Annotated in this window: 22 protein-coding genes and 2 tRNA genes; 19 read left to right on the top strand and 5 right to left on the bottom strand. The window is 69.0% G+C overall.

What is annotated here, in order from left to right:
- Positions 1–224: 224 nt before the first annotated feature.
- Positions 225–713, top strand: coding sequence for a ribose-5-phosphate isomerase (locus IEZ15_RS04525; protein WP_114244495.1), 489 nt, complete (start codon positions 225–227; stop codon positions 711–713).
- A 100-nt stretch (positions 714–813) separates the two neighbouring features.
- Positions 814–1,623 carry an Fpg/Nei family DNA glycosylase gene (locus IEZ15_RS04530; RefSeq protein ID WP_114244494.1) on the top strand — a complete coding sequence of 270 codons (810 nt, stop codon included), beginning with the start codon at positions 814–816 and terminating at the stop codon, positions 1,621–1,623.
- Positions 1,624–1,715: 92 nt separating this feature from the next.
- On the opposite strand, the gene IEZ15_RS04535 is transcribed toward IEZ15_RS04530, so the two are convergent.
- Positions 1,716–2,948, bottom strand: a complete 1,233-nt coding sequence (locus IEZ15_RS04535) for a GNAT family N-acetyltransferase (protein ID WP_114244493.1) — start codon at positions 2,946–2,948, stop codon at positions 1,716–1,718.
- 104 nt (positions 2,949–3,052) lie between these two features.
- Here IEZ15_RS04535 and IEZ15_RS04540 point away from each other — a divergent pair, with 104 nt between their 5' ends.
- Entirely contained in the window at positions 3,053–4,198 is a 1,146-nt protein-coding gene (locus IEZ15_RS04540; protein WP_114244492.1) for a PP2C family protein-serine/threonine phosphatase, read from the top strand.
- Between the two features lie 122 nt (positions 4,199–4,320).
- Here IEZ15_RS04540 and IEZ15_RS04545 read toward each other — a convergent pair whose 3' ends face one another.
- On the bottom strand, positions 4,321–5,523 hold the full coding sequence (locus IEZ15_RS04545) for a cation:proton antiporter (RefSeq protein ID WP_189274416.1): 1,203 nt from the start codon (positions 5,521–5,523) through the stop codon (positions 4,321–4,323).
- A gap of 306 nt (positions 5,524–5,829) precedes the next feature.
- Between IEZ15_RS04545 and IEZ15_RS04550 the strand changes: the two genes are divergently transcribed.
- From IEZ15_RS04550 to IEZ15_RS04560, 3 genes are read left to right on the top strand one after another with little or no spacing between them, the layout of a single operon-like run.
- The gene (locus IEZ15_RS04550; RefSeq protein WP_189274701.1) at positions 5,830–6,684 is read left to right on the top strand and encodes an ABC transporter ATP-binding protein; all 855 of its coding nucleotides are present in this window, start codon (positions 5,830–5,832) and stop codon (positions 6,682–6,684) included.
- A complete protein-coding gene (locus IEZ15_RS04555; RefSeq protein WP_189274418.1) occupies positions 6,684–9,164 on the top strand; it encodes an ABC transporter permease in 2,481 nt (826 codons plus the stop codon). Before IEZ15_RS04550 ends, IEZ15_RS04555 begins: the two co-directional genes overlap by 1 nt.
- A gap of 9 nt (positions 9,165–9,173) precedes the next feature.
- Complete coding sequence (locus IEZ15_RS04560; RefSeq protein WP_189274420.1) at positions 9,174–9,680, top strand: HD domain-containing protein; 507 nt, start codon at positions 9,174–9,176, stop codon at positions 9,678–9,680.
- Positions 9,681–9,690: 10 nt separating this feature from the next.
- Here IEZ15_RS04560 and IEZ15_RS04565 read toward each other — a convergent pair whose 3' ends face one another.
- Complete coding sequence (locus IEZ15_RS04565; protein ID WP_189274423.1) at positions 9,691–10,845, bottom strand: acyltransferase family protein; 1,155 nt, start codon at positions 10,843–10,845, stop codon at positions 9,691–9,693.
- A gap of 478 nt (positions 10,846–11,323) precedes the next feature.
- Here IEZ15_RS04565 and IEZ15_RS04570 point away from each other — a divergent pair, with 478 nt between their 5' ends.
- The gene (locus IEZ15_RS04570; protein WP_114244487.1) at positions 11,324–11,518 is read left to right on the top strand and encodes a hypothetical protein; all 195 of its coding nucleotides are present in this window, start codon (positions 11,324–11,326) and stop codon (positions 11,516–11,518) included.
- Between the two features lie 113 nt (positions 11,519–11,631).
- Here the strand turns inward: IEZ15_RS04570 and IEZ15_RS04575 are convergent.
- A tRNA-Gly gene (locus IEZ15_RS04575) sits at positions 11,632–11,705 on the bottom strand.
- 167 nt (positions 11,706–11,872) lie between these two features.
- Between IEZ15_RS04575 and IEZ15_RS04580 the strand changes: the two genes are divergently transcribed.
- The 5 genes from IEZ15_RS04580 (at position 11,873) to clpX (ending at position 16,605) form a co-directional block, all read left to right on the top strand.
- Positions 11,873–11,949 (top strand) — tRNA-Pro (locus IEZ15_RS04580).
- A 169-nt stretch (positions 11,950–12,118) separates the two neighbouring features.
- On the top strand, positions 12,119–13,516 hold the full coding sequence (gene tig / locus IEZ15_RS04585; RefSeq protein WP_157987099.1) for a trigger factor: 1,398 nt from the start codon (positions 12,119–12,121) through the stop codon (positions 13,514–13,516).
- Positions 13,517–13,781: 265 nt separating this feature from the next.
- Positions 13,782–14,387 carry an ATP-dependent Clp protease proteolytic subunit gene (locus IEZ15_RS04590; protein WP_176729207.1) on the top strand — a complete coding sequence of 202 codons (606 nt, stop codon included), beginning with the start codon at positions 13,782–13,784 and terminating at the stop codon, positions 14,385–14,387.
- 81 nt (positions 14,388–14,468) lie between these two features.
- Positions 14,469–15,149 (top strand): ATP-dependent Clp protease proteolytic subunit, encoded by a 681-nt coding sequence (locus tag IEZ15_RS04595; protein WP_093898221.1) that lies wholly within the window; start codon positions 14,469–14,471, stop codon positions 15,147–15,149.
- A gap of 157 nt (positions 15,150–15,306) precedes the next feature.
- On the top strand, positions 15,307–16,605 hold the full coding sequence (gene clpX / locus IEZ15_RS04600) for an ATP-dependent Clp protease ATP-binding subunit ClpX (RefSeq protein ID WP_114244485.1): 1,299 nt from the start codon (positions 15,307–15,309) through the stop codon (positions 16,603–16,605).
- Between the two features lie 70 nt (positions 16,606–16,675).
- Here the strand turns inward: clpX and IEZ15_RS04605 are convergent, their stop codons facing one another.
- Positions 16,676–17,674 (bottom strand): hypothetical protein, encoded by a 999-nt coding sequence (locus IEZ15_RS04605; RefSeq protein ID WP_189274426.1) that lies wholly within the window; start codon positions 17,672–17,674, stop codon positions 16,676–16,678.
- Between the two features lie 140 nt (positions 17,675–17,814).
- Here IEZ15_RS04605 and IEZ15_RS04610 point away from each other — a divergent pair, with 140 nt between their 5' ends.
- The 7 genes from IEZ15_RS04610 (at position 17,815) to mreD (ending at position 26,124) form a co-directional block, all read left to right on the top strand.
- Positions 17,815–20,436 (top strand): valine--tRNA ligase, encoded by a 2,622-nt coding sequence (locus IEZ15_RS04610; RefSeq protein ID WP_189274428.1) that lies wholly within the window; start codon positions 17,815–17,817, stop codon positions 20,434–20,436.
- A 133-nt stretch (positions 20,437–20,569) separates the two neighbouring features.
- Positions 20,570–22,093, top strand: a complete 1,524-nt coding sequence (gene folC, locus IEZ15_RS04615) for a bifunctional tetrahydrofolate synthase/dihydrofolate synthase (RefSeq protein WP_189274430.1) — start codon at positions 20,570–20,572, stop codon at positions 22,091–22,093.
- Between the two features lie 3 nt (positions 22,094–22,096).
- Complete coding sequence (locus IEZ15_RS04620; protein WP_189274432.1) at positions 22,097–22,456, top strand: DUF4233 domain-containing protein; 360 nt, start codon at positions 22,097–22,099, stop codon at positions 22,454–22,456.
- Positions 22,457–22,552: 96 nt separating this feature from the next.
- Complete coding sequence (gene ndk, locus IEZ15_RS04625; RefSeq protein ID WP_093898216.1) at positions 22,553–22,966, top strand: nucleoside-diphosphate kinase; 414 nt, start codon at positions 22,553–22,555, stop codon at positions 22,964–22,966.
- A gap of 290 nt (positions 22,967–23,256) precedes the next feature.
- Positions 23,257–24,276 carry a rod shape-determining protein gene (locus IEZ15_RS04630; RefSeq protein WP_114244480.1) on the top strand — a complete coding sequence of 340 codons (1,020 nt, stop codon included), beginning with the start codon at positions 23,257–23,259 and terminating at the stop codon, positions 24,274–24,276.
- A gap of 124 nt (positions 24,277–24,400) precedes the next feature.
- Positions 24,401–25,453: a rod shape-determining protein MreC gene (gene mreC, locus IEZ15_RS04635; protein WP_189274434.1), complete on the top strand. Its 1,053-nt coding sequence runs from the start codon at positions 24,401–24,403 to the stop codon at positions 25,451–25,453.
- Positions 25,454–25,464: 11 nt separating this feature from the next.
- Positions 25,465–26,124, top strand: a complete 660-nt coding sequence (gene mreD, locus IEZ15_RS04640; RefSeq protein WP_114244478.1) for a rod shape-determining protein MreD — start codon at positions 25,465–25,467, stop codon at positions 26,122–26,124.
- Positions 26,125–26,140 lie beyond the last annotated feature (16 nt).

A 26,140-nucleotide genomic window follows, 5' to 3' on the forward strand; every position in this document is an offset into this window, starting at 1 on the left:
CCTTACGTTTCCGGATCACGCGATGCGTGCCCAGCTGCCGAAGTGGGGTGCGGCAGCGAGTGATGCATTGAAGCCCGCGGAACCGTGGAAGCGGAACCCTTCCTTCCGAATTGCCTGAGTGGCGTTGCACACACAGGGCCCGCACATGGAGTCCAGCCGCAGGTTCCACCGCCGGTCCGGCCCCGATGGCGCTTACCCGGCGATGCTCGTGCCACACTCGGAACATGCGCGTGTACCTCGGCTCGGACCATGCCGGCTATGAACTCAAGAACCACCTCGTCGAGTGGCTCACGGCCCAGGGCCACGAGGCCGTCGACTGTGGCCCCCACATCTACGACGCCCAGGACGACTACCCGCCGTTCTGCCTGCGTGCCGCCGAGAAGACGGCCGCGGACCCGGACAGCCTCGGCATCGTGATCGGCGGTTCCGGCAACGGCGAGCAGATCGCCGCCAACAAGGTCAAGGGCGTGCGCGCCGCACTCGCCTGGAGCGAGCAGACCGCCGCGCTCGGCCGAGAGCACAACAACGCCAATGTGGTCGCCATCGGTGGCCGGATGCACTCGGTGGAGGAGTCCACCAAGTTCGTCGAGATCTTCCTCGCCACTCCGTACTCGGGTGAGGAGCGTCACACCCGCCGCATCGAGATGCTGACGGCGTACGAGACGACCGGCGAGCTCCCCCCGATCCCGGCCCACCACCCGCAGCAGGGCTGACCGGCCTCCACCCCTGTGCCGCCGGTGTTCCCGGCGGCACAGTCGTTTCCCCGCGTCACCCCGTCGCCGCGTCCCTACGTCACCGAGGAGAGTCGCCGCCGTGCCCGAGGGACACACGATCCACCGCCTCGCGGCGGACCACCGGGACAGGTTCGCCGGGCGGCCGGTGCGGGTGAGCAGCCCGCAGGGCAAGTTCTCCGACAGCGCCGCGCTGCTGGACGGCCGCACGTTCACCGGCGTCGATGCCCACGGCAAGCACCTCTTCCTCGGCTTCGAGGACGCCGGCTGGGTCCACATCCACCTGGGCCTCTTCGGCAAGCTCGGCTTCGGTACGACCCCGGCCCCGCCGCCCACCGACACCGTCCGGCTGCGCCTGGTGACCGACGGCCACCACGCGGATCTGCGCGGCCCCACCACGTGCGCGCTGATCACCGACCCCGAGAAGCGCGCGATACACGACCGCCTCGGCCCGGACCCGCTGCGGACCGACGAGGACGGCGAGCGGGCCTGGCGGCGGATCTCCCGCAGCCGTATCACCGTCGCGGCCCTGCTGATGGACCAGAAGGTCATCGCGGGGGTCGGCAACGTCTACCGCGCGGAGGTGCTGTTCCGGCACGGGATCGACCCGTACCGCCTGGGCAGGGACCTCACGCGGGCGGAGTGGGACGCGGTCTGGGCCGACCTGGTGGTGCTCATGCGCGAGGGCGTACGGAACAACCGGATCGACACGGTCCGCCCCGAGCACATGCCGGAGGCGATGGGGCGTCTGCCGCGCGTCGACGACCACGGCGGCGAGGTGTACGTGTACCGCAGGGCCCGGCAGGCCTGTCACATCTGTGGCGGCGAGATCCGCACCGCCGACCTCGCCGCCCGCAACCTCTTCTGGTGCCCGGGCTGCCAGCGCGCTTAGCGGGGCACATCCCGGCCCGTCCGGCGTTCGAGGGAAAAGCGGCCGGGCGGGGCCCGAGGCAGAGTTCCGCGCCCCGGACCACCACCGCGCCCCTAGAACCCCCGGGGCAACCAGGGCGCCGCGTCCGACGAGAACGCCAGCGACGCCTCCGCCAGCGCGCCGGACCGCAGCTCCCGTACCCGCCCGGCCAGGGCCAACGCGCTCAGCGACTCGCCGCCCAGATACGCCGAGCCCAACTCCCGTACCGAGAGGGCGAGATCGGCCGCGTCATCGGTCCGCCGGCACGACGCGACCCCTTTCGCGTCACCCGTGAGCCGCCAACGCCCCGCATTCCAGGGGCAGAACGCATCCTCGACCTCGAACACCACATCCACCGGCGCCCGATATGTCCGCGCCTCCAGTGCCGCCCCCAGCTCCACCAGCCGCACATGGAGCGAATCCCGAACCCGGATGTTGCACCGTCGCACATCCGACACCAGGTGCAGCACCGCATCGTCGACGGGCCGGTTCCGCGCTTCGACCGTCGACGTCAGGTCGATCTCGAAGACGAACCGCCACAGCGCCGCGTACGCCGCCGGGTCCAGCGCGGCAAGATCGTTCACCGTGACCGTGCCCTTGGGGCCGGACGGCTCCCAGTCCGGCTTGATGTGATATGTCACACAGCCGACGATCTCCCCGTCCCGCTCCGCCAGCACGCACTGCTGCGCCGAACCGCCCTGCCGGGAACTCACCGGGTCGACCATCGGCTTCCGCTCCCAGCCGGGCCCATGGGCCGGCGTGCCGGGGCGGCCGGCCACCAACTGCTCGTACACGCCCTCGCACGCGGCCATCGCCTCGTCCGGCTTCGCGTGACGCAGACGCACCTCGTCCGTGCCCTGCGGCACCGTCAGCCGCACCCGGTCCGTGTCGATCGTCAGGGACATCTGCCGCGAGGCGGCGCCGTATCCGAACCGGCCGTAGATCACCGGTTCGGATGCCGTCAGGACGGCGATCGGCTCACCCAGTGCCCGGACGTCGTCGAGTTGCCGACGCATCATCGAGGTCAGCAGCCCGCGCCTGCGGTGGGTGGACGCGACACTCACCATCGTGACCCCGGCGGCGGGCACCAGCGCCCCGCCCGGCACGGCGACCCGGAAGCTGAACGCCCCGGCCGTGGCGACGACATCGGTGCCGTCCCAGATTCCGATCGACCGCTCGTGCTCGGTCAGCTGCTCGTCCAGCTCGCGCTGCTCGGGGGGCTCTGCGACACCGCCGAATGCGAGTTCCAGACACTCGAACCATTCGTTCCATTCGGACGGTCGCAACACGCGAAGCTCTGTAGTCATGGGCCATGCCTATCAGGGGCATGGCGGCTGGTCGACCCGATTTCGAACGCATTGTCACGGGGTCCCCCTGCACCGGAGGCGGCCGGGTGGATAAGGTCCCCGCAATGGCCCGTCGCGCAGGAGCAGACTCGTACCCGGCCCGATTTCGGAAATCGGCGCACCGGGCACGCGTCGCGCTGCGCAAATCCGGTGTCGACTACTTCCGCGGCGACGGATCGGACTGGATCGCGCTGGCCGGTCTGCTGCTCACCATTCCGGCCATTACCTGCGCCACCCTGCTGAATCCGGTGTGGTGCTCACCGGCCGCGCTCGTCCTGCCGATCGTCGCGGGCGGTCTGCTGCTGCGACCCGCGAGCCTGCTGGGTCTGTACGCGACCGCCGCCACCGCTCTGATCGTGGAGTCGCTCGCGCTGGGCCCGTACGAGGACGGCCCGGCCCGGGTGACACCCGGCATCGTCCTGGTGGTCGCGGCCTGCGGCTTCTTCGGGCTGATCCTCGCCCAGTTCCGGGCCAGGGTCGGTGTGCCGTGGCGACGCGGCGGCACCATGCTCTTCGACCTGCGCGAACGCATCAGGGTACAGAGCGCCCTGCCCCGGCTGCCGCAGGGCTGGCACCACGAGATGGCGCTGCGCCCGGCGGGCGGTCAGTCCTTCTCCGGTGACTTCGTCGTCGCCGCCCGTACCAACGGCGGGCGGACTCTGGAGGCCGTACTCACCGATGTCTCCGGCAAGGGCATGGACGCGGGCTCCCGCGCCCTGCTGCTGTCCGGTGCCTTCGGCGGCCTCCTCGGTTCGCTGCCCCCGCACGGTTTCCTCCCGGCGGCCAACGGCTATCTGCTGCGCCAGGACTGGGACGAGGGTTTCGCCACCTCGATCCATCTGGTCCTGGACCTCGATTCGGGCGACTACGAACTCCTCTCGGCGGGTCACCCGCCGGCCCTGCAGCTCCACTCGGGCAGTGGCCAGTGGGAGGAGAAGGCAGCGGAGGGCCCGCTGCTCGGGGTGTACGACGGGGCGCAGTTCGACGCGGTGAAGGGCTCGTTGGCCCCCGGCGACGTGCTGATGCTGTTCACGGACGGCCTGGTGGAGGCGTCCGACCGTGATATCGCGGAGGGCATCGACCGGCTGACCGGTGAGGCCGACCGCTATGTCGTCACCGGTTTCGAGGGCGCTGCCTGGCATCTGATCGAGGCATGCGCCAAGGACGTCAACGACGACCGGGCGCTGCTGCTGTTGTCGCGCACATCCTAAACCGTACGTAAACGGCATGAACCGGACATTCGTCAACGGGAATTGATCCGTCACCGGAACGTGGGCGCCGACGTGTCCGGGTGCGAGGCGGGCCCACGGGTCCGGACACGCCGGCCGTCGTCTCAGGCCGGGGCCGGGGCCGAGACCCGCCCGGCGCCGCTGCCGCTGTCACCGCCTTCATCCCGGCCCCGCCCGCCCGGCAGGATGCGGGCCAGCCAGTGCGACCTTCCGGCGGCCAGCGGTGCGAGGACCGCGAGGACGAGCACGTATCCGGCGATGAACGGGGAGAGCCGTTCGTCCAGCCCCGCGGCCGCCGCCATCGTGGCGAGGATCAGGGCGAACTCGCCGCGGGCCACCAGTGTGGTGGAGATGTTCGCCGTGGCCTGCGGGCCGAAGGCGTACACCTTGGCGGCGGCGAGTCCGGCGAGGACGTTCATGGCGAGGGTCACCGCGACGGCGGCCAGCACCGGCCACAGGACGGTCGGCAGATCGCCCGGGTTGATGGAGAGGCCGAAGGCGAAGAAGAAGATCGCACCGAAGGCGTCACGCAGCGGGTGGACCAGCTTGAGGATGCGCGTGCCGGAGGACGTACTGCCGAGCATCAGGCCGACCATGAAGGCGCCGATCGCGTCCGCGACCCCGAACCACTCCGAGACGCCCGCCACGAAGACCGCGGCGCCGAGGAAGGAGATGACGAGGAGTTCGTCGTCACGGGTGTTGATCAGCTTGCTGATGACCTTGGTGCCGAACCGGGCGGCCAGGGCGAGCAGCAGCAGGAAGCCGAAGGCCTTGCCGCCGTCGACCGCCGCGGCGGAGAGGCTGTCGGCGCCCGACAGGATCGGCTGGAGGGCGGCCAGATAGAGGGCGAGGAACACGTCCTCGACGACGATGATGCCGAGGATCGGTTTGGTCTCCGGATTGCCGATACGGCCCAGGTCGACCAGGACCTTGGTGACGATGGCCGACGACGAGATGCCGAGCACACCGGCGAGGACCAGCGCTTCGGACGTGCCCCAGCCCAGCGCGAAGCCGAAGCCGAGCCCGGCGCCGACGTTCAGGGCGAGATAGGTGCCACCGGCGAGTGCCATCTTGCGGCCGCCGGCCTTGAGGTCGTCGAGATGGAATTCGAGGCCGAGGTAGAAGAGCAGCAGCACCAGGCCGAGTGCCGAGAGCATCTCCAGGTCGTGCGGGTCGGCGACGAGCACGATGCCGGGCGTGTGCGGGCCGAGCAGGATTCCGGCCAGGATGAACAGCGGGATGGTCGGCAGTCCGATGCGGCTGCCGACGCGGGCGAGAACGGCGGCGGCGAGGAAGGCGCCGCCCATGGCGATGAGCGTGTCTGCGTGTCCGATGAGCCTGATCCTTCGATGGGTCAAGAGAGCGTCAAGAAATCGTCAGTAATTAGTTTACCGAACGATTGACGTTGCAACTGTCCCTCCTCTGTACCCCCTCTCGGAATCCACCGGGGTGCCCCCTGCGGTGGCCCCCGGGGTCTGCCTGCCCCCGGGAACACCTGGGGTTTGCCCCACCCTCGATCCGCCAGCAGCCGCCATGGTCCGGACCCGCTCGTGATCCGTACGTTCGAGGTATCGGCCGGACGACCGGCCGACGAACAACGGAAGGCGGACACCATGGGGCTGCGACGCACCAAGCAGGGCGCGCAGGACAGGCAGTACACGGCGGACATCCACCAGGGGCCCGGCCCCTCGGACCTTGCCGTGGAACTGCGAGGCGTCCGCAGGCAGTACGGCCGCGGCAGCTCCGCCGTCCACGCTCTGAGGGGCATCGACCTCGCCCTCCCGCGCGCCAGTTTCACGGCCGTCATGGGCCCCTCCGGCTCGGGAAAGTCGACCTTCCTGCAGTGCGCGGCCGGACTCGACCGCCCGACCGAAGGCTCCGTACGCCTCGGCGGCACCGAGATCACCGGAATGAGTGAGAACCGGCTCACCGAGCTGCGCCGCACCCGCCTCGGCTTCGTCTTCCAGGCCTTCAACCTGCTCCCGTCCCTCACGGTCGAGCAGAACGTCGTCCTGCCCATGCGCCTGGCCGGACAGCGCACCGGCTCCGCCCGCAGCCGCCACGCAGCCGCCGAGATGCTCACCCGGGTCGGCCTCGGCGACAAGGGCGCACGCCGCCCCGGCCAGCTCTCCGGCGGCCAGCAGCAGCGCGTCGCCGTCGCCCGCGCCCTGGTCACCCGCCCCGACGTGGTCTTCGCCGACGAACCGACCGGCGCCCTCGACACCACCACCGCCGCCGAGATCCTCGCCCTGCTCCGGCACGCGGTGGACAGCCTCGGCGCCACGGTCGTCATGGTCACCCACGACCCGGCTGCCGCCGCCTACGCCGACCGGGTGCTCTTCCTCGCCGACGGCGCGATCGCGGACAGCCTGCCGCGCGCCGGGGCCGCACAGATCGCGGCCCGGATGACCGCACTGACCGCCCACGCCTCCGCCCACACCCCCGCCCGCGCAGGAGCAGCAGCCTGATGTTCACCCCGCACGTCCCGAACGGCCTCGCCCGCGCGGCCGTCCGCTTCAAACCCGCGTCGTTCGCCGGGACCTTCGTCGCGCTCCTGCTGGCCGCGGCGATCGTCTCCGCCTGCGGCATCCTGCTGGAGACCGGCCTGCGCGCTTCCATACCCGCGGAGCGCTACGCCAAGGCGCCCGTGGTCGTCGCCGCCGACCAGCGGGTCCACATGACGGTCGGCAGCGGCGAGGGCGCGTACGACGCCGCCCACCCCGTACCGGACAACGCGCGGCTCCCCGAATCCCTGGTGGGCGAGGTCGCCTCGGCCCCCGGCGCGGCGGCTGCGATCGGGGACGTGAGTTACTCCGTGCGACAGGGCGGCACCCCCCTCACCGCTCACGGCTGGGGCTCCACCGCCCTCACCGGCACGCGCCTGGTCACCGGCGAGGCGCCCGGGACCGGCGAAGTCGTCGTCCCCACCGGCACCGAGGCCCACGTCGGCGAGAAGATCACCCTCGACACCCCCGCGGGCGCACGCGAGTTCCGTGTCGCGGGCACCACCGCCACCGACGCCACCGTCTGGTTCGCCGACCGGCAGGCCGTCCAGCTCTCCGGCCACCCCGGCCGGGTCGACGCCATCGCCGTGCTCGCTGCCCGGGGCACCACCACCGATGCCCTCGCCGACCAGGTGCGCGAGGCCGTCGGCCGCACCGCCCATGCCGAGGTCCACACCGGTGACGGCCGGGGCGCCGTCGAGGACGCGGAACTCGCGGGCGCCACGGAGCTCCTCGTCGGCCTCGGCGGCTCCTTCGGCGGCGTCGCCACCATGGTCGCCGTCTTCACCGCCGCCGGTACGGTCGCCCTCTCGGTCGGCCAGCGCAGCCGCGAGTTCGCCCTGCTGCGCGCCATCGGCGCCACCCCGCGCCAGCTGCGCCGCTCCATCGCCACCGAATCCCTGCTCATCGCCCCGCTCGCCGGAGCGCTCGGCTGCCTGCCCGGAATCGCCCTGGCCCGCTGGTGGTTCGGGCAGCTCCAGGACCGGGGAGCCATCCCCGGGCCCGTCGATCTGCACGTGTCCTGGCTGCCGCTGACCATCGCCACGGCCGCCACGATGCTCACCGCGCTGAGCGCCGGATACTTCGCCGCCCGCAGGCCGTCGAAGATCAAGCCGGGGCTGGCTCTCGCGCAGTCCGCTGTGGAACGCCCCCCGTTCGGCTGGATCCGCACCCCGCTCGGCATCGCCGCCCTCGTCGGCGGCGGAATCTTCGCGGGCGTCGCCGCGTCCACGAGCGGCGAGGACGCGGCGAACGCCGCACTCGGCGTCGTCATGTTCTTCATGATCGCGGTCGGCCTGCTCGGCCCGCTGATAGCCCGGATCTGCGCCGCCGTCATCGGCCTCCCGCTGCGCGCGGCAGGCGCGTCGGGCTCGCTGGCCGCCGCCAACTCCCGGACGAACTCGCGCCGCCTGGCCTCCGCGATCACCCCGATCGTGCTCGCCATGGCCTTCTCCTCCACGCTCGTCTTCATGCAAACCAGCCAGGACCGGGTGATCGCTCACCAGCAGCGCGACGCCATCACCGCCGACCACATCGTCTCCGCCCCGGGCGGACTCGCCTCCGACGCGACCGAACGGGCCGCCGCCACACCCGGTGTCACGACCGCCGTCGGGCTGCTCCGCGGTTCCGTCCTGGTGCCCACCGGATCGGGCGGGGACCGGAGGCTCCAGAGCACCTCCGCCCAGGGGATCACCGGCTCCGGCGGCGACCTCGCCAAGGTCCAGGACCTCGACGTCCGGACCGGATCGCTCACCGGCCTGCGGCCCGGCACCGTCGCCATCGACACCACCCTCGCCGGCTCCACGAAGGTCGGGACCGGCGACCGGCTGGCCCTGCGCCTCCCGGACGGCACCAAGGCGTCACCGAAGATCGTCGCCGTCTACGGCCGAGGCCTGGGCACCAGCCTCGTCACGCTGCCCGCCACCGACCTGAAGACCCATGTCACCTCCCCGTACGCCTCCGACGTGCTGGTACGGGCCACCCCCGCCGCCGCACAGAGACTCACCGCGCTCGGCACCGTCACCGACCGCTCCGGCTACGCCGCCGCACAGGACAAGGACCGTGAGCTCAGCGCCTGGGCCAACACCGTCATGGCCGCGGTACTCGGCGGATTCGCAGCCGTCGCCGCAGTCAACACCCTGGTGATGACCGTCCTCGACCGCCGCCGCGAACTGACCATGCTCCGCCTCGTCGGCTCCACCCGCCGCCAGGTCATGGGCATGATCCGCTGGGAGGCGCTGCTCGTCACGGTGGCCGGGGCCGCGCTCGGCACCGCCATCGCACTGGCCACACTCATCCCGATGACGAAGGGGATGACGGGTGAATCGCCGTACATCCCGCCGGTGTTGTACGGATCATTCGTCGCCGCGACCGTCGGGCTCGGCCTCGCCGCCGCAATGATCCCGGCCCGTGCGGCCCTGCGCGGAACGGCCGCCCGTCCGTAGAGTCGGACCATGACCACGCCGCGCAGGAACCTGAACCTGGCCGAAGTCGAGGCAATCGCCCGTACGGCCCACCGTTCACAGACGGACAAGGCGGGACGCCCGTACGGCGAACACCTCCACGCCGTCGCGGAGGGCGTACGGATCAGGGGCGGCAGCGACGAACAGATCGCCGCGGCCTGGCTGCACGACGCCGTCGAGGACGACGCGCTGTCGGAGGAATGGCTGGCCGACGCCGCACTTCCCCAGGAGGTCAAGGACATGGTCCTCGCCGTCACCAGACGTGACGGCGAGGACCTCGGTTCGTACACCCGGCGCATCCTCGACACCCCGGGCGCCCTGCTGATCAAGGAGTCCGACCTGGCACACAACGCCGACCCGGCCCGCCTCGCCGTGCTGGAACCGGCGACCCGTACCCGGCTGGCCGAGAAGTATGCGCAGGTACGGGGGCTGCTCGGGCTCACCTCGGGCGAATCGCCCGTCGAGCAATCGGTTCAAGCCAACACGGCGAAGGACTGATCCACTCGGATCAGAGTCCGGACGCGGCGCGCCGGAACGCCCAGTTCATGTCCGGCTCGGTCACCGGACGCAGCACCCGCCGTACCGGCGGCGTACACATCAGCGTCACCGCGCCGGCCGCGACCAGTGAGACGAGGACCAGGCCGCCGGGCGTCGAGAGCCATGCGTAGGTGTCGAACACCCCGGCATATCCGGCGCCCTTGATCAGGAATCCGTGCAGCAGATAGCCGCAGATCGTTCCGGAGCCGAGCACGGTGAACCACATGTGGCGGCGCGGCACCCAGGACAGGAACCCGATGGTGAGCAGCAGCGCGCAGCCGAACATCGCCAGTGTCATCACAGCACCGGACCACCACGGGGCGCCCATCTCGGGCGCGCTGTTGCTGCGGTAGAACCAGCCCAGCTGCATCCGCGGCGCCGCCCAGTACGCGAACAACAGGGCCCCGGCGAACAGCGGGAGCGCGAGCATCCGCACCTCACGCCGGCGGACCAGTTGGAAATGTTCGGGCTTCAGCCGGAGCCCCAGCACGAAGAACGGCAGGAACTGCAGAACACGCTGGAGATCGAGATCGTCGCCGATCGTCGGGGAGAAAGAGGCGAGCACGGCGATGAGGAGCGCCACGGGCAGCGGATGGCGCAGCGCCTGCCACAGCGGTGTGGTGATCCGCCAGACGAACAGGGCGATCAGGAACCAGGTGAGATACCAGGGGTCGATCAGGCTGATCGGTTGATCGGGCGAGTCGTCCGCGTACCGCTTGAACAGCGAATACGCCGTCTCGAACACCACATAGGGCACGGCGACGCCGGTGAGCAGGCGTTTTACCTTGGCGGCGGACATGTCGAACGAGCGGGAGAAATAGCCGGAGACGATGATGAACGCCGGCATGTGAAAGGTGTACGCCACCATGTACAGCGCACGGGCGGTCCGGCTGCCGTCCATCACCGGTTCCCACGAGTGCGCCACCGCGACGAGCACGATGGCCAGATATTTGACGTTGTCGAAGTAGGCGTCACGCTTCTTCGCCGGCGCGGCGGCCGGAGGCTTGTTCGCCACCGGTGCGGGGGGTGCCGCGGTGCCAGTCACCGTCCCTCGGCGTCTGGGCTCCGACTCCTGGGTCGCCGATGGGAGCGGGGCCCTCTGAAATACGTTCGGAGCGTGGAACATCTAAAGCACCTTAGACGCCACGATTGCAATTCGTAAAACCGCCCGGGGATATTGCATGTCCGCGTCCAATCAAAAGTGAAACCGCCAAAAACCGCCCGCTATGCCCGACTTTATCCACCTTGAATGGGGCATACCGCCAGGCGGTTTGGGGAGGTGAATTTCATCGCACTGGAGCCTTGAAATTGCATGTGAATGAAGTGTGTGGATATGGAAACCGTCACAGTCGCAAGCTGTTCTGATTATTTGATTCACAGTTCACTCACAGATGTGCGGAGCCTCGGTGGGGCCCTGTGCCACCCCTTGTGCAGCCGTGCGCCCCGGGCGCACGCGGGGCGCAAGGATGGCGCGATCCCGTCCGTTCGGTCCGTCACCTGGCAGCGACCACGGGGGAGTTGGTGGCACGATGGACGGAACGGAGGAGTGCTCGGCCGCACACCTCCGGGCCGGCAAGGCGGACCGACCAAGGGTGTGATCAGTTGTGGCCATTTCACTGTCTGTGGTGCTTCTGTTGGCGATCGTCCTGGTGGTCCAGATCCGAGGCGGCGCCATCAAGGCCGGACCCGCGATCGTCGCGGTGCTCTTCGGCTTCTTCCTGGCATCGACCGGCATGGCTCCGTCGATAAACAGGTTCATGAACTCGATAGCGGAGACCATCAACCAGATCACCTTCTGATCCGGCCGGGCCGGCGCCCGCGCTCCGGCGCGAGAGGCCAGGACGCGGGCGGGAAGCAGCCGGAACGCAAAGGGCCCGGTCCGACGAGGGATTCGTCGGACCGGGCCCAAGCATGGAGCGGGCGACGGGAATCGAACCCGCGTAGCTAGTTTGGAAGACTAGGGCTCTACCATTGAGCTACGCCCGCAAGCACCGCACCGCAGGTCCGGGGACCGGCGGCAACGAGAAGCATCGTAGCGGGTCGCGGGCGCTGCTCGCACACCCGATTGCGGTCACCCGGTGTCGCGTTCGGTGCCGCCCGCGCAAAGCGGCTGATGCACTGCCCATCTGCATGTACCCTACGTGTCGCACCGACGGGGTGTGGCGCAGCTTGGTAGCGCGTCCGCTTTGGGAGCGGAAGGTCGTCGGTTCGAATCCGGCCACCCCGACCACCGGCAAGATCGCAGACCACCGGCAAGATCGCATTGTGGGAGTCCGTCTCCTTGCCGTTACTATGCAAAATGCGTGCCCGTGTGTCTGATGTACCGGGCTCGGTCCGCGAAGCCGCCTCCCGTGCGGCGGAGCAGAACCCCAAGAAGTCAGCCACAAGGAGACCGAACCGTGAAGAGCGCCGTGGAGACCCTGAACCCGACCCGGGTTCGGCTCACTGTCGAGGTGCCCTTCGAGGAGCTCAAGGACAGCCTCGACGCGGCGTACAAGAAGATCAACCAGCAGGTCACGGTGAAGGGCTTCCGCAAGGGCAAGATCCCCGCCCGGGTCATCGACCAGCGGTTCGGCCGTGGTGCGGTGCTGGAGGAGGCCGTCAACGACGCCCTCCCGAAGTTCTACACCGAGGCTGTCAACGAGGGTGAGCTCAACGTCCTCGGTCAGCCCGAGGTCGACATCACCGAGCTGAAGGACGGCGAACTGCTGGCCTTCACCGCCGAGGTTGACGTACGCCCCGAGATCGAGATTCCGGACTACTCCGGCATCGAGGTCACCGTCGACGCCCTCGAGGTCAGCGACGAGGACGTCGAGAAGGCCGTGGAGCAGCTCCGCGAGCGCTTCGCCTCGACCAACCCGGTCGAGCGCGCCGCCGCCGAGGGCGACGTCGTGACGATCGACCTGCAGGCCAAGGTCGACGGCGAGGTCCTGGAGGACGGCGTGGCCGAGGGTGTCTCGTACACCATCGGTTCCGGCGAGCTCCTCGACGGCATCGACGCCGCCGTCACCGGCCTGGAGGCGGGTGGCGAGGCCACCTTCACCTCCGAGCTGAAGGGCGGCTCGGCCGAGGGCAAGGAGGCCGAGGTCACCGTCAAGGTCACCGCCGTCGCCGCCCGTGAGCTCCCCGAGCTGGACGACGAGTTCGCCCAGATGGCGAGCGAGTTCGACACCCTCGACGAGCTGAAGGCGGACAGCCGCAAGCGCCTCGAGAACACCAAGCAGTTCGACCAGGCCACCCAGGCCCAGGAGCGCGTCCTCGACGAGCTGTTGAAGCTGGCCGAGGTCCCGATCCCGGAGAAGCTGCTCGCGGACGAGGTCCAGACCCGCAAGCACAACCTGGAGCACCACCAGCTCGGTCAGATGGGTCTGACCCTCGACAAGTACCTGGAGATCCAGGGCAAGACGGTCGAGGAGTTCGAGGCCGAGACCTCCGAGCAGGCGATCAAGGGCATCAAGACCCAGTTCATCCTGGACGAGATCGTCAACAAGGAGAAGCTGAACGTCAACCAGGAGGAGCTCACCGAGCACCTCATGCGGCGCGCTGCTTCCTCCGGCATGAGCCCCGACCAGTTCGCCCAGGCCGTCGTCGAGGGCGGCCAGGTGCCGATGCTCGTCGGTGAGGTCGCCCGCGGCAAGGCGCTGGCCGTGGTCGTCGAGGTCGCCAAGGTCGTCGACACCAACGGTGAGGTCGTCGAGCTGGAGGACGACGAGGAGGAGGCCATCGAGACGGTCGAGGCCGCCGATGGTGCCGCCGAGGCCGTTGCCGAGGTCACCGAGGAGAAGACCGAGGCCTGAGCCTCGCGCTGAACCCGTACGACGGGCTCCGGACGCTTGTGCGTTCGGAGCCCGTCGTCGTATGGCGTACGGTGCCCCACAACCCTTGTGCCGACTGCGGAGCTTGCGCTCCCAGCGAACAGTTGCGGAAGCGGGATGGCGTTGTCCTACCTGCGCGTTAGGGTCCATGAATAGGAAGGGCAGGGGAGTCCCCGCCCACCCGGTACGAAGACGCTGAGACGGCCGGAGCCGTCAGAGACGAGCAGGTGGATACGTGACGAATCTGATGCCCTACGCCGCCGGAGAGCCGTCCCTCGGTGGAGGCCTCGGTGACCAGGTCTACAGCCGACTGCTCGGCGAGCGCATCATCTTCCTCGGTCAGCAGGTCGACGATGAGATCGCCAACAAGATCACGGCGCAGCTGCTTCTCCTTGCCGCCGAGCCGGACAAGGACATCTACCTCTACATCAACAGCCCCGGCGGTTCGGTGACGGCGGGCATGGCGGTCTACGACACCATGCAGTACATCCCGAACGACGTGGTCACCATCGGTATGGGCATGGCGGCCTCGATGGGCCAGTTCCTGCTCACCGGCGGCACCGCGGGCAAGCGCTTCGCGCTCCCGAACACCGACATCCTCATGCACCAGGGTTCGGCCGGCATCGGCGGTACCGCCTCGGACATCAAGATCCAGGCCCAGTACCTGCTGCGCACCAAGCAGCGGATGGCGGAGATCACCGCCCGCCACTCCGGCCAGACGGTCGAGACGATCATCCGTGACGGCGACCGCGACCGCTGGTACACCGCGGAGGAGGCCAAGGAGTACGGCCTCATCGACGAGATCATCACGATCGCATCGGGCGTTCCGGGCGGCGGCGGCACCGGCGCCTGATCCGGTACCCACCGGATCCGGTTCCACCGCCCCCGCGCACCTCTCGTACGCCGAGACACCCAGCCACAGAACGCCACCAGGATGGTGAACACCCACATGAACAACTTCCCCGGCGCCTCCGCGAGCGGCCTCTACACCGGCCCGCAGGTGGACAACCGCTACATCGTGCCGCGCTTCGTGGAGCGCACCTCGCAGGGCGTGCGTGAGTACGACCCGTACGCGAAGCTCTTCGAGGAGCGCGTGATCTTCCTCGGCGTGCAGATCGACGACGCCTCCGCCAACGACGTCATGGCGCAGCTGCTGTGCCTGGAGTCGATGGACCCGGACCGGGACATCTCGATCTACATCAACAGCCCCGGCGGCTCGTTCACCGCGCTCACCGCGATCTACGACACGATGCAGTTCGTGAAGCCGGACATCCAGACGGTTTGCATGGGCCAGGCGGCCTCCGCCGCGGCCGTGCTGCTTGCCGCGGGTACGCCCGGCAAGCGGATGGCGCTGCCCAACGCCCGTGTACTGATCCACCAGCCGTCCTCGCAGACCGGCCGTGAGCAGCTCTCCGACCTGGAGATCGCGGCCAACGAGATCCTTCGGATGCGCACCCAGCTGGAGGAGATGCTGGCCAAGCACTCCACCACGCCGATCGACAAGATCCGCGACGACATCGAGCGCGACAAGATCCTGACCGCCGAGGATGCCCTCGCCTACGGTCTCGTCGACCAGATCGTGTCGACCCGCAAGCAGGCGGCCACGGCCGTCTGACGTCGGCCTTCGCCCCTTGGCACGGCGAGTTCACACCGCATCGGCCATGTGAACCGTGCCAAGGGGGGCCCGAACGGGGGGCAAGGCAAGGTACCGTCGGATAGAGGCACCAGGAGCCGCTGAACCAAGCTGCTCCCAGGCGAAGGGGAAGCACCTCGTGGCACGCATCGGTGATGGCGGCGACCTGCTCAAGTGCTCGTTCTGCGGAAAGAGCCAGAAGCAGGTGAAGAAGCTCATCGCGGGACCCGGTGTGTACATCTGCGATGAGTGCATCGATCTCTGTAACGAGATCATCGAGGAGGAACTCGCGGAGACCTCCGAGGTGCGGTGGGAGGAACTCCCCAAGCCGCGCGAGATCTACGAGTTCCTCGAGGGGTACGTCGTCGGGCAGGAGCCCGCGAAGAAGGCCCTCTCGGTCGCTGTGTACAACCACTACAAGCGGGTCCAGGCGGGCGAGAACGGCGGCGCGCAGGGCCGGGACGACGCCATCGAGCTGGCCAAGTCCAACATCCTGCTGCTGGGCCCCACGGGCTCCGGCAAGACGCTTCTCGCGCAGACCCTGGCCCGCATGCTCAACGTCCCGTTCGCCATCGCCGACGCGACGGCGCTGACGGAGGCCGGCTATGTCGGCGAGGACGTCGAGAACATCCTGCTGAAGCTGATCCAGGCCGCGGACTACGACGTCAAGAAGGCCGAGACCGGGATCATCTACATCGACGAGATCGACAAGGTCGCCCGCAAGAGCGAGAACCCGTCGATCACCCGCGATGTCTCCGGAGAGGGCGTCCAGCAGGCCCTGTTGAAGATCCTGGAGGGCACCACCGCCTCCGTACCGCCGCAGGGCGGCCGGAAGCACCCGCACCAGGAGTTCATCCAGATCGACACGACGAACGTGCTGTTCATCGTGGGCGGAGCCTTCTCCGGTCTGGAGAGGATCATCGAGTCGCGGGCGGGTGCCAAGGGCATCGGCTTCGGCGCGACGATCCGCTCCAAGCGGGAGATCGAGGCGAGCGACCAGTTCCAGGAGGTCATGCCGGAGGACCTGGTGAAGTTCGGGATGATCCCGGAGTTTATCGGCCGGCTGCCCGTCCTCACCTCGGTCCACAACCTCGACCGTGAGGCGCTGCTGCAGATCCTCGTCGAGCCGCGCAACGCGCTGGTGAAGCAGTATCAACGACTGTTCGAACTCGACGGCGTCGAGCTGGACTTCGACCGCCCGGCCCTGGAGGCCATCGCCGACCAGGCGATCCTCCGCGGCACCGGCGCGCGTGGCCTGCGGGCCATCATGGAAGAGGTCCTGCAGTCCGTGATGTACGAGGTGCCGTCCCGCAAGGACGTCGCCCGCGTCGTCATCACGGCGGACGTCGTGCGCAACAACGTGAACCCGACCCTGGTCCCGCGCGAGCCGCGGACGATCGGCAAGGGCGATGACGGACGGCACGAGAAGTCCGCGTAGCGGTTCGTGAACGCAAGGGGCGCCCGGCCGGTTGAACCGGCCGGGCGCCCCTTCTGCCGTTCCCGGTGCGTTACTTGACCTCGACGCGGATGTCGTTGCGGAGCTTGGCCGCGGTGTTGGCTGCGTCGTCCATGGACACACTCTTACCGGTCATGAGCGCGGCCATATCCATGTCGATGACCACGGCAACGGTGCTGTGGTCGCCCCAGATGCAGAACGGCACGCTGGTGGCCTTGCCGGTGGTGGCATCGGCTGGGGATTTGGATTCCTGGCATTTGAGGATGCCGTTCTCGAATCCAACCGGGCTGAAGGATTTCGGGTTGCCGACCAGTTGTCCGTCCTTCTTGTCGCCCTTTGCGGGCTCTTCCTTCATCTTGCCGAACATGGCGTCGACGACGGCCTCAGGATCGTCGATCGTGCCGTAGACCCCGCCGAACGACAGAATCTTCTGGGAGGCTGCCTCACCGGAGGTGTAGCTGGCCGCGACCTGCTTGGCGTTTGCCACCCCCCACTTCTCGAACTCCTTGACGTCGTCCGACGCCGTCTTGGTGTCGCCGCTCGCGCTCGGGCTCTTCTTGTACGTCCCGTCGATCACCGTCTCCGGCGTCGTCAGCTTGTACGTCTTGCCGTCGTCGGCAACCGAACTGCCCCCGCCCGACGTCAGGAAGTACACCCCGCCCGCGATGACCGCCAGTGCCACGACCGCGCCGCCGATGATCAGGCCGGTCTTCTTCTTCGGCTGGGCCGGGGGCATCGGCATCGTGCCGTAGGCCTGCTGGCCGCCGTACGGCGGCGTGGGCGGCTGCTGGCCGTACGGGCCCGGCTGCTGGGCCTGCGGGTAGCCGTAGCCCGGCTGGGGCTGCTGCTGCGGCGGGACACCCTGGGGGGCCTGCTGGGGGTACCCGTAACCGGGCTGGCCCTGCGGCGGACCCTGGGGCGGCTGGCCACCGTACGGGCCCGGCTGCTGGCCGTACGGGCCGGGCTGGCCCTGGGGCGGCTGGCCACCGTACGGTCCGGGCTGGCCCTGTGGAGGCTGGCCGCCGTACGGGCCCGGCTGGTTGTAGCTCATCTGCGGTGTCCCCTGTTCGGAATGCTTATGCGTTCCGAACATCCTGGCGGAAGGGTCGCCCGTATGGACCACCGGGAGTCACACCGTTACTGAACAAACCGGTTTCAGCGCACGACTGTGACGGCCCTAAACTGTCCCCCGTGACCGAGAACACTCAGCAGACGCCAGCCAGCAACCCCGAACTGCCGACCCAGTACGCACCGGCCGAGGTAGAGGGGAAGCTGTATGAGCGCTGGGTAGAACGTGGTTACTTCGAAGCCGACGAGCACAGCGAGAAGCCGCCGTACTCCATCGTCATCCCGCCGCCGAACGTCACGGGCAGCCTGCACCTGGGGCACGCCTTCGAGCACACGCTGATCGACGCCCTCGTCCGCCGCAAGCGCATGCAGGGCTTCGAGGCGCTGTACCAGCCCGGAATGGACCACGCCGGCATCGCCACCCAGAACGTCGTCGAGCGTGAGCTCGGCAAGGAGGGCAAGTCCCGCCACGACCTGGGCCGCGAGGCGTTCGTCGAGCGCGTCTGGAAGTGGAAGAACGAGTCCGGCGGCCAGATCTCCGGCCAGATGCGCCGGCTCGGCGAGGGCGTCGCCTGGTCCCGTGAGCGCTTCACCATGGACGAAGGCCTGTCCACCGCCGTCCAGACCGTCTTCAAGAAGATGTACGACGACGGGCTGATCTACCGCGCCGAGCGCATCATCAACTGGTGCCCGCGCTGTCTGACCGCGATCTCGGACATCGAGGTCGAGTACCAGGACGACGACGGCGAGCTCGTCTCCATGACGTACGGGGAGGGCGATGACACCATCGTCGTCGCCACGACCCGCGCCGAGACGATGCTCGGTGACACCGCGGTCGCCGTCCACCCCGACGACGAGCGCTACAAGCACCTGATCGGCAGGCAGATCAAGCTGCCGCTGACCGACCGCACGATCCCCGTCGTCGCCGACCACCACGTCGACCCGGAGTTCGGCACCGGCGCCGTGAAGGTCACGCCCGCCCACGACCCGAACGACTTCGAGATCGGCAAGCGCCACGACCTGCCGTTCCTCACGGTCATGGACGAGCGCGCGGTCATCACCGTCCCCGGCCCGTTCGAGGGACTCGACCGCCTGGAGGCCCGGTCCGCCATCGTCGGCGCGCTGCGCGCCGAGGGCCGGATCGTCGCAGAGAAGCGTCCGTACCTCCACTCCGTCGGCCACTGCTCGCGCTGCAAGACCACCATCGAGCCGCGCCTGTCCCTCCAGTGGTGGGTCAAGGTCGCCCCGCTCGCCAAGGCGGCCGGTGACGCCGTCCGCGACGGCAGCGTCAAGATCCACCCGCAGGAGATGGAGAAGCGGTACTTCGACTGGGTCGACAACCTCCACGACTGGACGATCTCGCGCCAGCTCTGGTGGGGCCACCGCATCCCCGTCTGGTACGGCCCGAACGGCGAGGTCGTCTGCGTCGGACCGGACGACGAGGTCCCCACGGGCGAGGGCTGGACGCAGGACAGCGATGTCCTGGACACCTGGTTCTCCTCCGGCCTGTGGCCGTTCTCCACGCTCGGCTGGCCGCAGCAGACCGACAGCCTCGCGAAGTTCTATCCGAACTCCGTCCTGGTCACCGGCTACGACATCCTCTTCTTCTGGGTCGCCCGGATGATGATGTTCGGCCTGTACGTCAACGACGGTGTCCCGCCCTTCAAGACCATCGTCCTGCACGGCATGGTCCGTGACGAGTTCGGCAAGAAGATGTCGAAGTCGTTCGGCAATGTCGTCAACCCGCTGGACTGGATGGACAAGTACGGCTCCGACGCGCTGCGCTTCACCCTGGCGCGCGGTGCCAACCCGGGCACCGACGTCCCGATCGGTGAGGAGTGGGTCCAGGGTTCCGCCAAGTTCGCCAACAAGATCTGGAACGCGACCCGCTTCGCCCTGATGAACGGCGCCACGATCGAGGGCGAACTGCCGTCCGCCGACGAGATGTCGGTGACCGAGCGATGGATCCTGTCCCGGCTGAACAAGACCGTCGCCGAAGTCGACGCGTACTACGACGACTTCCAGTTCTCCAAGCTCAGCGAGACACTGAGGCACTTCGCCTGGGACGAGGTCTTCGACTGGTACGTCGAGCTGTCCAAGACCACGTTCTTCGCGGGCGGCAAGCCGGCCGAGGTCTCGGGCCGGGTCCTCGGTGAGGTCCTCGACGTGATGCTGCGGCTGCTGCACCCGGTCGTCCCGTTCGTCACGGAGACGCTCTGGACCGCGCTCACCGGCCGGGAGTCCGTCGTCATCGCCGACTGGCCGACCGACTCCGGCTTCCGCGACGACGCGGCCGAGAAGGAGATCGAGCTCGTCCAGCAGGTCGTCACCGAGGTCCGCCGGTTCCGCTCCGACCAGGGCCTGCAGCCCGGCCAGAAGGTCCCGGCCGAGCTCACCCTGACCGGCACGGCGCTCGCCCCGCACGAGGCGGCCATCCGCCAGCTGCTGCGCCTGCAGCCCGCCGGGGACGGCTTCCACGCCACCGCGTCGCTGCCGGTCGCGGGGGCCACGGTCGCCCTCGACCTGTCCGGCACGATCGACGTCGAGGCCGAGCGCAAGCGCCTGACGAAGGACCTGGGCGCTGCCGAGAAGGAGAAGGCCCAGGCCAACGGCAAGCTCTCCAACGAGGCGTTCCTCGGCAAGGCCCCGGACAACGTGGTCGACAAGATCCGTGGCCGGCTCGCCAAGGCCGAGGCGGACATCGAGCGGATCACCAACCAACTGGCGAACCTGCCGCAGGGCTGATCACCCGCTGAGGGCGAAGCCCCCGCATTCCCGCTGCCGGGAGTACGGGGGCTTCGACCGTCCCCGCGCACGGTCCGGGCTCCGGCGACCGGGCGCTGCGCGCGATGTCCGTGTCCATCCGTAGACTGGCCCCGTGAGTGAGCCCCGCCCTTCCGACCGGCACGACGCCTCCGATCCCGACGAGACCTTCGCGGAGATCGTCGACGAAGCGACCCAGCGCGACCCCGACCTGGCGGTGATCGAGGCCGGGAGCCGTACCCTGCGCACCCGCTCGGGACCGCCGCAGGGCCAGGACGTCCCCGTCCGCCCCGCCGACCCCGAGGTGGACAAGGCGCTTCGCGCGGTGGAGCAGGAGCTCGCCGGACGCTGGGGCGAGACCAAGCTGGAGCCTTCCGTCGCGCGTATCGCCGCGCTGATGGATGTGCTCGGCGAGCCGCAGCGCGCGTACCCCTCGATCCACATCACCGGGACCAATGGCAAGACCAGCACGGCCCGCATGATCGAGGCGCTGCTCGGCGCCTTCGACCTGCGCACCGGCCGCTACACATCGCCGCACGTCCAGTCGATCACCGAGCGGATCAGCCTGGACGGTGCCCCGATGGACCCCGAGCGGTTCATCGAGGCGTACCAGGACATCAAGCCGTACGTGGAGATGGTCGACGCCCAGCAGCCGTACCGGCTCTCCTTCTTCGAGGTGCTGACGGGCATGGCCTACGCGGCCTTCGCCGACACGCCGGTCGATGTCGCCGTCGTGGAGGTCGGCATGGGCGGCAGCTGGGACGCGACCAACGTCATCGACGCCTCGGTCGCCGTCGTCACCCCCATTTCGCTCGACCACACCGACCGGCTCGGCGCCACGCACGCCGAGATCGCCGGTGAGAAGGCCGGGATCATCAAGCAGGGCGCCACGGTCATCCTGGCGCAGCAGCCGGTGGACGCCGCGCAGGTCATGCTGAAGAAGGCCGTCGAGGTCGATGCCACGGTCGCCCGCGAGGGCATGGAGTTCGGTGTCGTCTCCCGTGAGATCGCCGTCGGCGGACAGTTGCTGACGCTGCGCGGCCTCGGCGGCGAGTACACGGAGATCTTCCTCCCGCTGTACGGCGCCCACCAGGCGCACAACGCGGCGGTGGCGCTCGCCGCAGTGGAGGCTTTCTTCGGGATCGGCGCCGAGCAGCCCGGCGCACTCGACATCGACACGGTCCGCCGGGCCTTCGCCTCGGTGATCTCGCCGGGCCGCCTCGAAGTGGTCCGCAGCAGCCCGACCGTCGTCCTGGACGCGGCCCACAACCCGGCGGGCGCCCGCGCCACCGCCGACGGGCTCTCCGAGGCGTTCGGCTTCTCCCGGCTGATCGGTGTGGTCGGCGCCAGCGGCGACAAGGACGTCAAGGGGCTGCTCGAAGCCTTCGAGCCGATCTTCGCCGAGGTCGTCATCACCCAGAACTCCAGCGGCCGCGCGATGGACGCCGACGAACTGGCCGCCGTCGCGGTCGAGGTCTTCGGCAACGACCGCGTCCAGGTCGAACCGCGTCTGGACGACGCGCTGGAGGCGGCGATCACTCTCGCCGAGGAGGAGGACGAGTATGCGGGCGCCGGCGTCCTGGTGACCGGTTCCGTGATCACGGTCGGCGAGGCCCGACTGCTCCTGGGAAGGCACTGACCCGTGCGTACGCTCTGTGCATCGACGCTGATCGGTGAGTTCTTCGTGATCGGCTTCGCCGGACTCGTCGCGATGAAGTCCGACGATCTGACGAACACCACGGTCTGGACGGTCTGCGGCATCGGCATGCTGCTGTCCGTGCTGCTCTGCGGGATGATCACCCGCCCCGGCGGGATACAGCTCGGCTGGGCGCTGCAGATCGCCCTGGTGCTGAGCGGTTTCGTCGTCCCGATGATGTTCATCCTCGGCCTGGTCTTCGGCGGCCTGTGGTGGGCCTCGGTGTACTACGGCCGCAAGATCGACGAGGTGAAGGCCCGTTGGGCGGCCGCGCAGGAGGCGGCCGAGGCCCCGGCCGGTGGCTGATCCGGCACCCCGTGGCCAAACCCGGCCGCAGGGCCGTCCCCGTACCCCTGTAGCCTCGCTTCACCGCACCCGCATGCCTGCAAGGAGCCGCACACCATGACCCAGCGCACCCTCGTTCTCCTCAAGCCCGACGCCGTCCGGCGCGGACTCGTCGGCGAGATCGTCGGGCGGATCGAGCGCAAGGCCGGCTGGCGGATCACCGCGCTGGAGCTGCGCACCCTCGACCGCGCCACGCTGGAGCAGCACTACGCCGAGCACGTCGGCCGCCCCTTCTACGAGCCGCTCGTCGAGTTCATGCAGTCCGGCCCGATCGTGGCGCTGGTCGCCGAGGGCGAGCGGGTCATCGAGGGCATCCGTACGCTGGCCGGCCCCACCGACCCGATCGCCGCCGCGCCCGGCTCCATCCGTGGTGACTTCGGCACGATCACGCGGGAGAACCTCATCCACGCCTCGGACTCCGAGGAGTCCGCAGAGCGAGAACTGAAGCTCTTCTTCCCGGGCCTTTCCTGACCCCTGATCAGCCGAACAGCGCTCATGACCTGGGGCGACCGAATTAATTCGGTCGCCCTTCGGCATAGGGTTCCGGATCGCGGGAACGCATCACTCCGACGTAACGTCACCATGAGTGGAACGGCCACCCGTTCCGCCCACAAAGGCGAAGGACCCTCGCGCGGTGTCCGTGCACACGGCACTACGATGGAATCTTCCACGCCCACAGCGCTCACCTCGCCAACCAGAACAAGCCATCATCGCTTGTCCGGAAGGCCCGACGCATCCTCATGGGGAACAAGGGGAACTCAATGTCGTTCATCGGCCGTGACATGGCTATCGACCTCGGGACTGCCAACACGCTGGTGTACGTCAGGGGGCGCGGCATCGTTCTGAACGAGCCGTCCGTCGTGGCCATCAACACCAACACCGGCGGCATCCTGGCGGTCGGCTCCGAGGCCAAGAAGATGATCGGGCGTACACCGGGCAACATCGTTGCCGTACGGCCCCTGAAGGACGGCGTGATCGCCGACTTCGAGATCACCGAGCGGATGCTCCGCTACTTCATCCTGAAGATCCACAAGCGCCGCTACCTGGCCCGCCCGCGGGTCGTCGTCTGCGTGCCCTCCGGCATCACCGGGGTCGAGCGACGCGCCGTCATCGAGGCATCGACGCAGGCCGGCGCGCGCCAGGTGCACATCATCGAGGAGCCCATGGCGGCGGCCATCGGATCGGGGCTGCCGGTCCACGAGGCCACTGGCAACATGGTGGTCGACATCGGTGGCGGCACCACCGAGGTCGCGGTCATCTCGCTCGGCGGAATCGTCACTGCCCAGTCGATCCGGGTCGCCGGTGACGAGCTGGACAACGCGATCATCCAGCACATCAAGAAGGAGTACTCGCTGCTCCTCGGTGAGCGCAGCGCCGAACAGATCAAGATCACGATCGGTTCGGCGTACGACATGGACAAGGACGAGCACACCGAGATTCGCGGCCGCGACCTGGTCTCCGGGTTGCCCAAGACCGTGGTCGTCTCGGCCGCCGAGGTCCGCAAGGCCATCGAGGAGCCGGTCAACGCGATCGTCGACGCGGTGAAGACCACGCTCGACAAGTGCCCGCCGGAGCTCTCCGGCGACGTCATGGACCGCGGCATCGTCCTCACCGGCGGCGGCGCGCTGCTGCGCGGACTGGACGAGCGGCTGCGGCGCGAGACCGGCATGCCGATCCACATCGCCGAGGACCCGCTGGACTCGGTGGCGCTCGGGTCCGGCAAGTGCGTCGAGGAGTTCGAGGCGCTCCAGCAGGTGCTGGACGCCCAGCCCCGCAGGTAGCCGCACGGCCCGGCCCACGGATGAACAACACATCGGTCTGCTGTACGGACCACTGCCGCTCCGTACGGCCGATCGTTGATATACAGGCACGAACATTCCGACGAGGAAGGCACGGCCGCCGCACGTGAGGGACACACGAGAGAGCCGGCTGCTCCTGGTGCTGCTGATCGCCATCGCATTCGCATTGATCACGGTGGACATCCGCGGCGGCGAGGAGTCACCGGTGGACGGCGCCCGGCGGGCCGCCGCCACGGTCTTCGGGCCGGTTGAGAAAGGCGTCGCGGCAGCCGTCGACCCGGTGGGCAACGCCATAGGGGCGGTACGCGACTCCGGTGCACGGCACAACCGGATCGCCGAGCTGGAGCAGCAGAACGCCGCGCTCAAGACGAAGCTCGGCAGCGACGACCAGAACCGCAACCGGGTCCGCGAGCTGGACCGGATGCTGAAGAAGTCGGCCGCCGGACAGTACGGCATCAAGGCCGCCGAGGTCATCGCCATAGGAGCGGCCCAGGGCTTCTCCTGGACGGTCACGATCGACGCGGGCTCCAACGACGGCATCAAGCGCGACATGACCGTCATCAACGGCGACGGTCTCGTCGGCCGGATCACCACCGTCGGCCCGGACACGGCCACGGTGCTCCTGGCCAACGACCCCGACTTCACCGTCGGCACCCGTATGGAGAAGACCGACGAACTGGGCTTCGCCACCGGCCAGGGCTCCCAGCCGCTGTCCGTCCAGTTCCTCAACGGCAAGGCCAAGGTGAAGAAGGGCGACCGTCTTGTCACCTTCGGCTCCAGCAAGAACAAACCGTTCGTGCCCGGCGTCCCGGTCGGTGAGGTCGTCCGCGTCGACCCGTCGGGCGGCGGCCTGACCCGTACCGTCTATGTCCGCCCGTACGTCGGGTTCAGCAAGCTCGACATCGTCGGCATCGTCGTCCAGGCCCCGCGCCAGGACCCCCGCGACATGCTCCTCCCGAAGGCGCCCGCCAAGCCCGCCAAACCCAAACCCACTCCGACCGTCACCGTCACGATCTCGCCCAACGGCGACATCGTCGACGCCGCCGGCAACGTCGTCGGGAATGTCAACGAGAGCCCGGACCCCAGCGGAAGCCCGGACCCGAGCGGCGGTCCGAACGCCACACCGAGCGCCGACAACGCGGTAGACGAGCAGAGGTAGAGCTGATCCCCATGCGCTTGAACCGGACTCTGCTCTCCATCGTCCTGGTCGTGGTCGCCCTCGTCGTCCAGGTTTCCGTGCTCGCCCGCCTCCAGCTTCCCGGCGCCGTGCCCGACCTGTTGCTCCTCGTCGTCCTCGGACTCGCCTTCGTGTACGGGCATGTCAGCGGCGCCCTCATCGGCTTCGGCGCGGGACTCCTCGCCGACCTGGCGCCACCCGCCGACCACGCAGCCGGACGCTACGCACTGGTCCTCTGCGTCATCGGCTACTTCGCCGGACTGGTCAAGCCGGAGAACGGGCAGCTCAAGTCGGCCTTCGTACCGATGGTCGCGGTAGTCGCCGCAGCGATCGGCTCGACGCTGCTGTACGCGCTCGTCGGCGCGCTCGTCGGGGACACGGCGGCCCGTCATGTGGGCCTCGGCAGCCTGCTGTTCACCGCCGCCGTCTACGACCTGCTCCTCGCGCCGTTCGTCGTTCCCCTGATCATGGCGATCGCCAGACGCACGGTGAACGATCCGCTCTCCGACTCCTCCGGCGGCGACGTCGCCGCGGGCTGGCTGGCCTCCGGCACCGGACTGCGGATCGGCAGCCAGCGCGGCGGACTGCGCGTCAAGGTCGCCCGCAACCGAGCGGCACGCGCCGGACGGATCAAGGGAGTCAAGCGACTGTGAGGCCGCACCACAGCGG

Origin of the sequence: Streptomyces atratus (genome assembly GCF_014648655.1) — a bacterium.
Lineage (GTDB): Bacteria > Actinomycetota > Actinomycetes > Streptomycetales > Streptomycetaceae > Streptomyces > Streptomyces atratus.

What these genes read in the sequence shown, in the direction of transcription:
- IEZ15_RS04525 (WP_114244495.1), top strand. Translation starts at nt 225, where the DNA reads ATGCGCGTGTACCTCGGCTCGGACCATGCCGGCTATGAACTCAAGAAC.
- IEZ15_RS04535 (WP_114244493.1), bottom strand. Translation starts at nt 2,948, where the DNA reads ATGACTACAGAGCTTCGCGTGTTGCGACCGTCCGAATGGAACGAATGG.
- IEZ15_RS04540 (WP_114244492.1), top strand. Translation starts at nt 3,053, where the DNA reads ATGGCCCGTCGCGCAGGAGCAGACTCGTACCCGGCCCGATTTCGGAAA.
- IEZ15_RS04545 (WP_189274416.1), bottom strand. Translation starts at nt 5,523, where the DNA reads ATGGGCGGCGCCTTCCTCGCCGCCGCCGTTCTCGCCCGCGTCGGCAGC.
- IEZ15_RS04550 (WP_189274701.1), top strand. Translation starts at nt 5,830, where the DNA reads ATGGGGCTGCGACGCACCAAGCAGGGCGCGCAGGACAGGCAGTACACG.
- IEZ15_RS04555 (WP_189274418.1), top strand. Translation starts at nt 6,684, where the DNA reads ATGTTCACCCCGCACGTCCCGAACGGCCTCGCCCGCGCGGCCGTCCGC.
- IEZ15_RS04560 (WP_189274420.1), top strand. Translation starts at nt 9,174, where the DNA reads ATGACCACGCCGCGCAGGAACCTGAACCTGGCCGAAGTCGAGGCAATC.
- IEZ15_RS04565 (WP_189274423.1), bottom strand. Translation starts at nt 10,845, where the DNA reads ATGTTCCACGCTCCGAACGTATTTCAGAGGGCCCCGCTCCCATCGGCG.
- IEZ15_RS04590 (WP_176729207.1), top strand. Translation starts at nt 13,782, where the DNA reads ATGCCCTACGCCGCCGGAGAGCCGTCCCTCGGTGGAGGCCTCGGTGAC.
- IEZ15_RS04595 (WP_093898221.1), top strand. Translation starts at nt 14,469, where the DNA reads ATGGTGAACACCCACATGAACAACTTCCCCGGCGCCTCCGCGAGCGGC.
- IEZ15_RS04605 (WP_189274426.1), bottom strand. Translation starts at nt 17,674, where the DNA reads ATGAGCTACAACCAGCCGGGCCCGTACGGCGGCCAGCCTCCACAGGGC.
- ndk (WP_093898216.1), top strand. Translation starts at nt 22,553, where the DNA reads ATGACCCAGCGCACCCTCGTTCTCCTCAAGCCCGACGCCGTCCGGCGC.
- IEZ15_RS04630 (WP_114244480.1), top strand. Translation starts at nt 23,257, where the DNA reads ATGTCGTTCATCGGCCGTGACATGGCTATCGACCTCGGGACTGCCAAC.
- mreD (WP_114244478.1), top strand. Translation starts at nt 25,465, where the DNA reads ATGCGCTTGAACCGGACTCTGCTCTCCATCGTCCTGGTCGTGGTCGCC.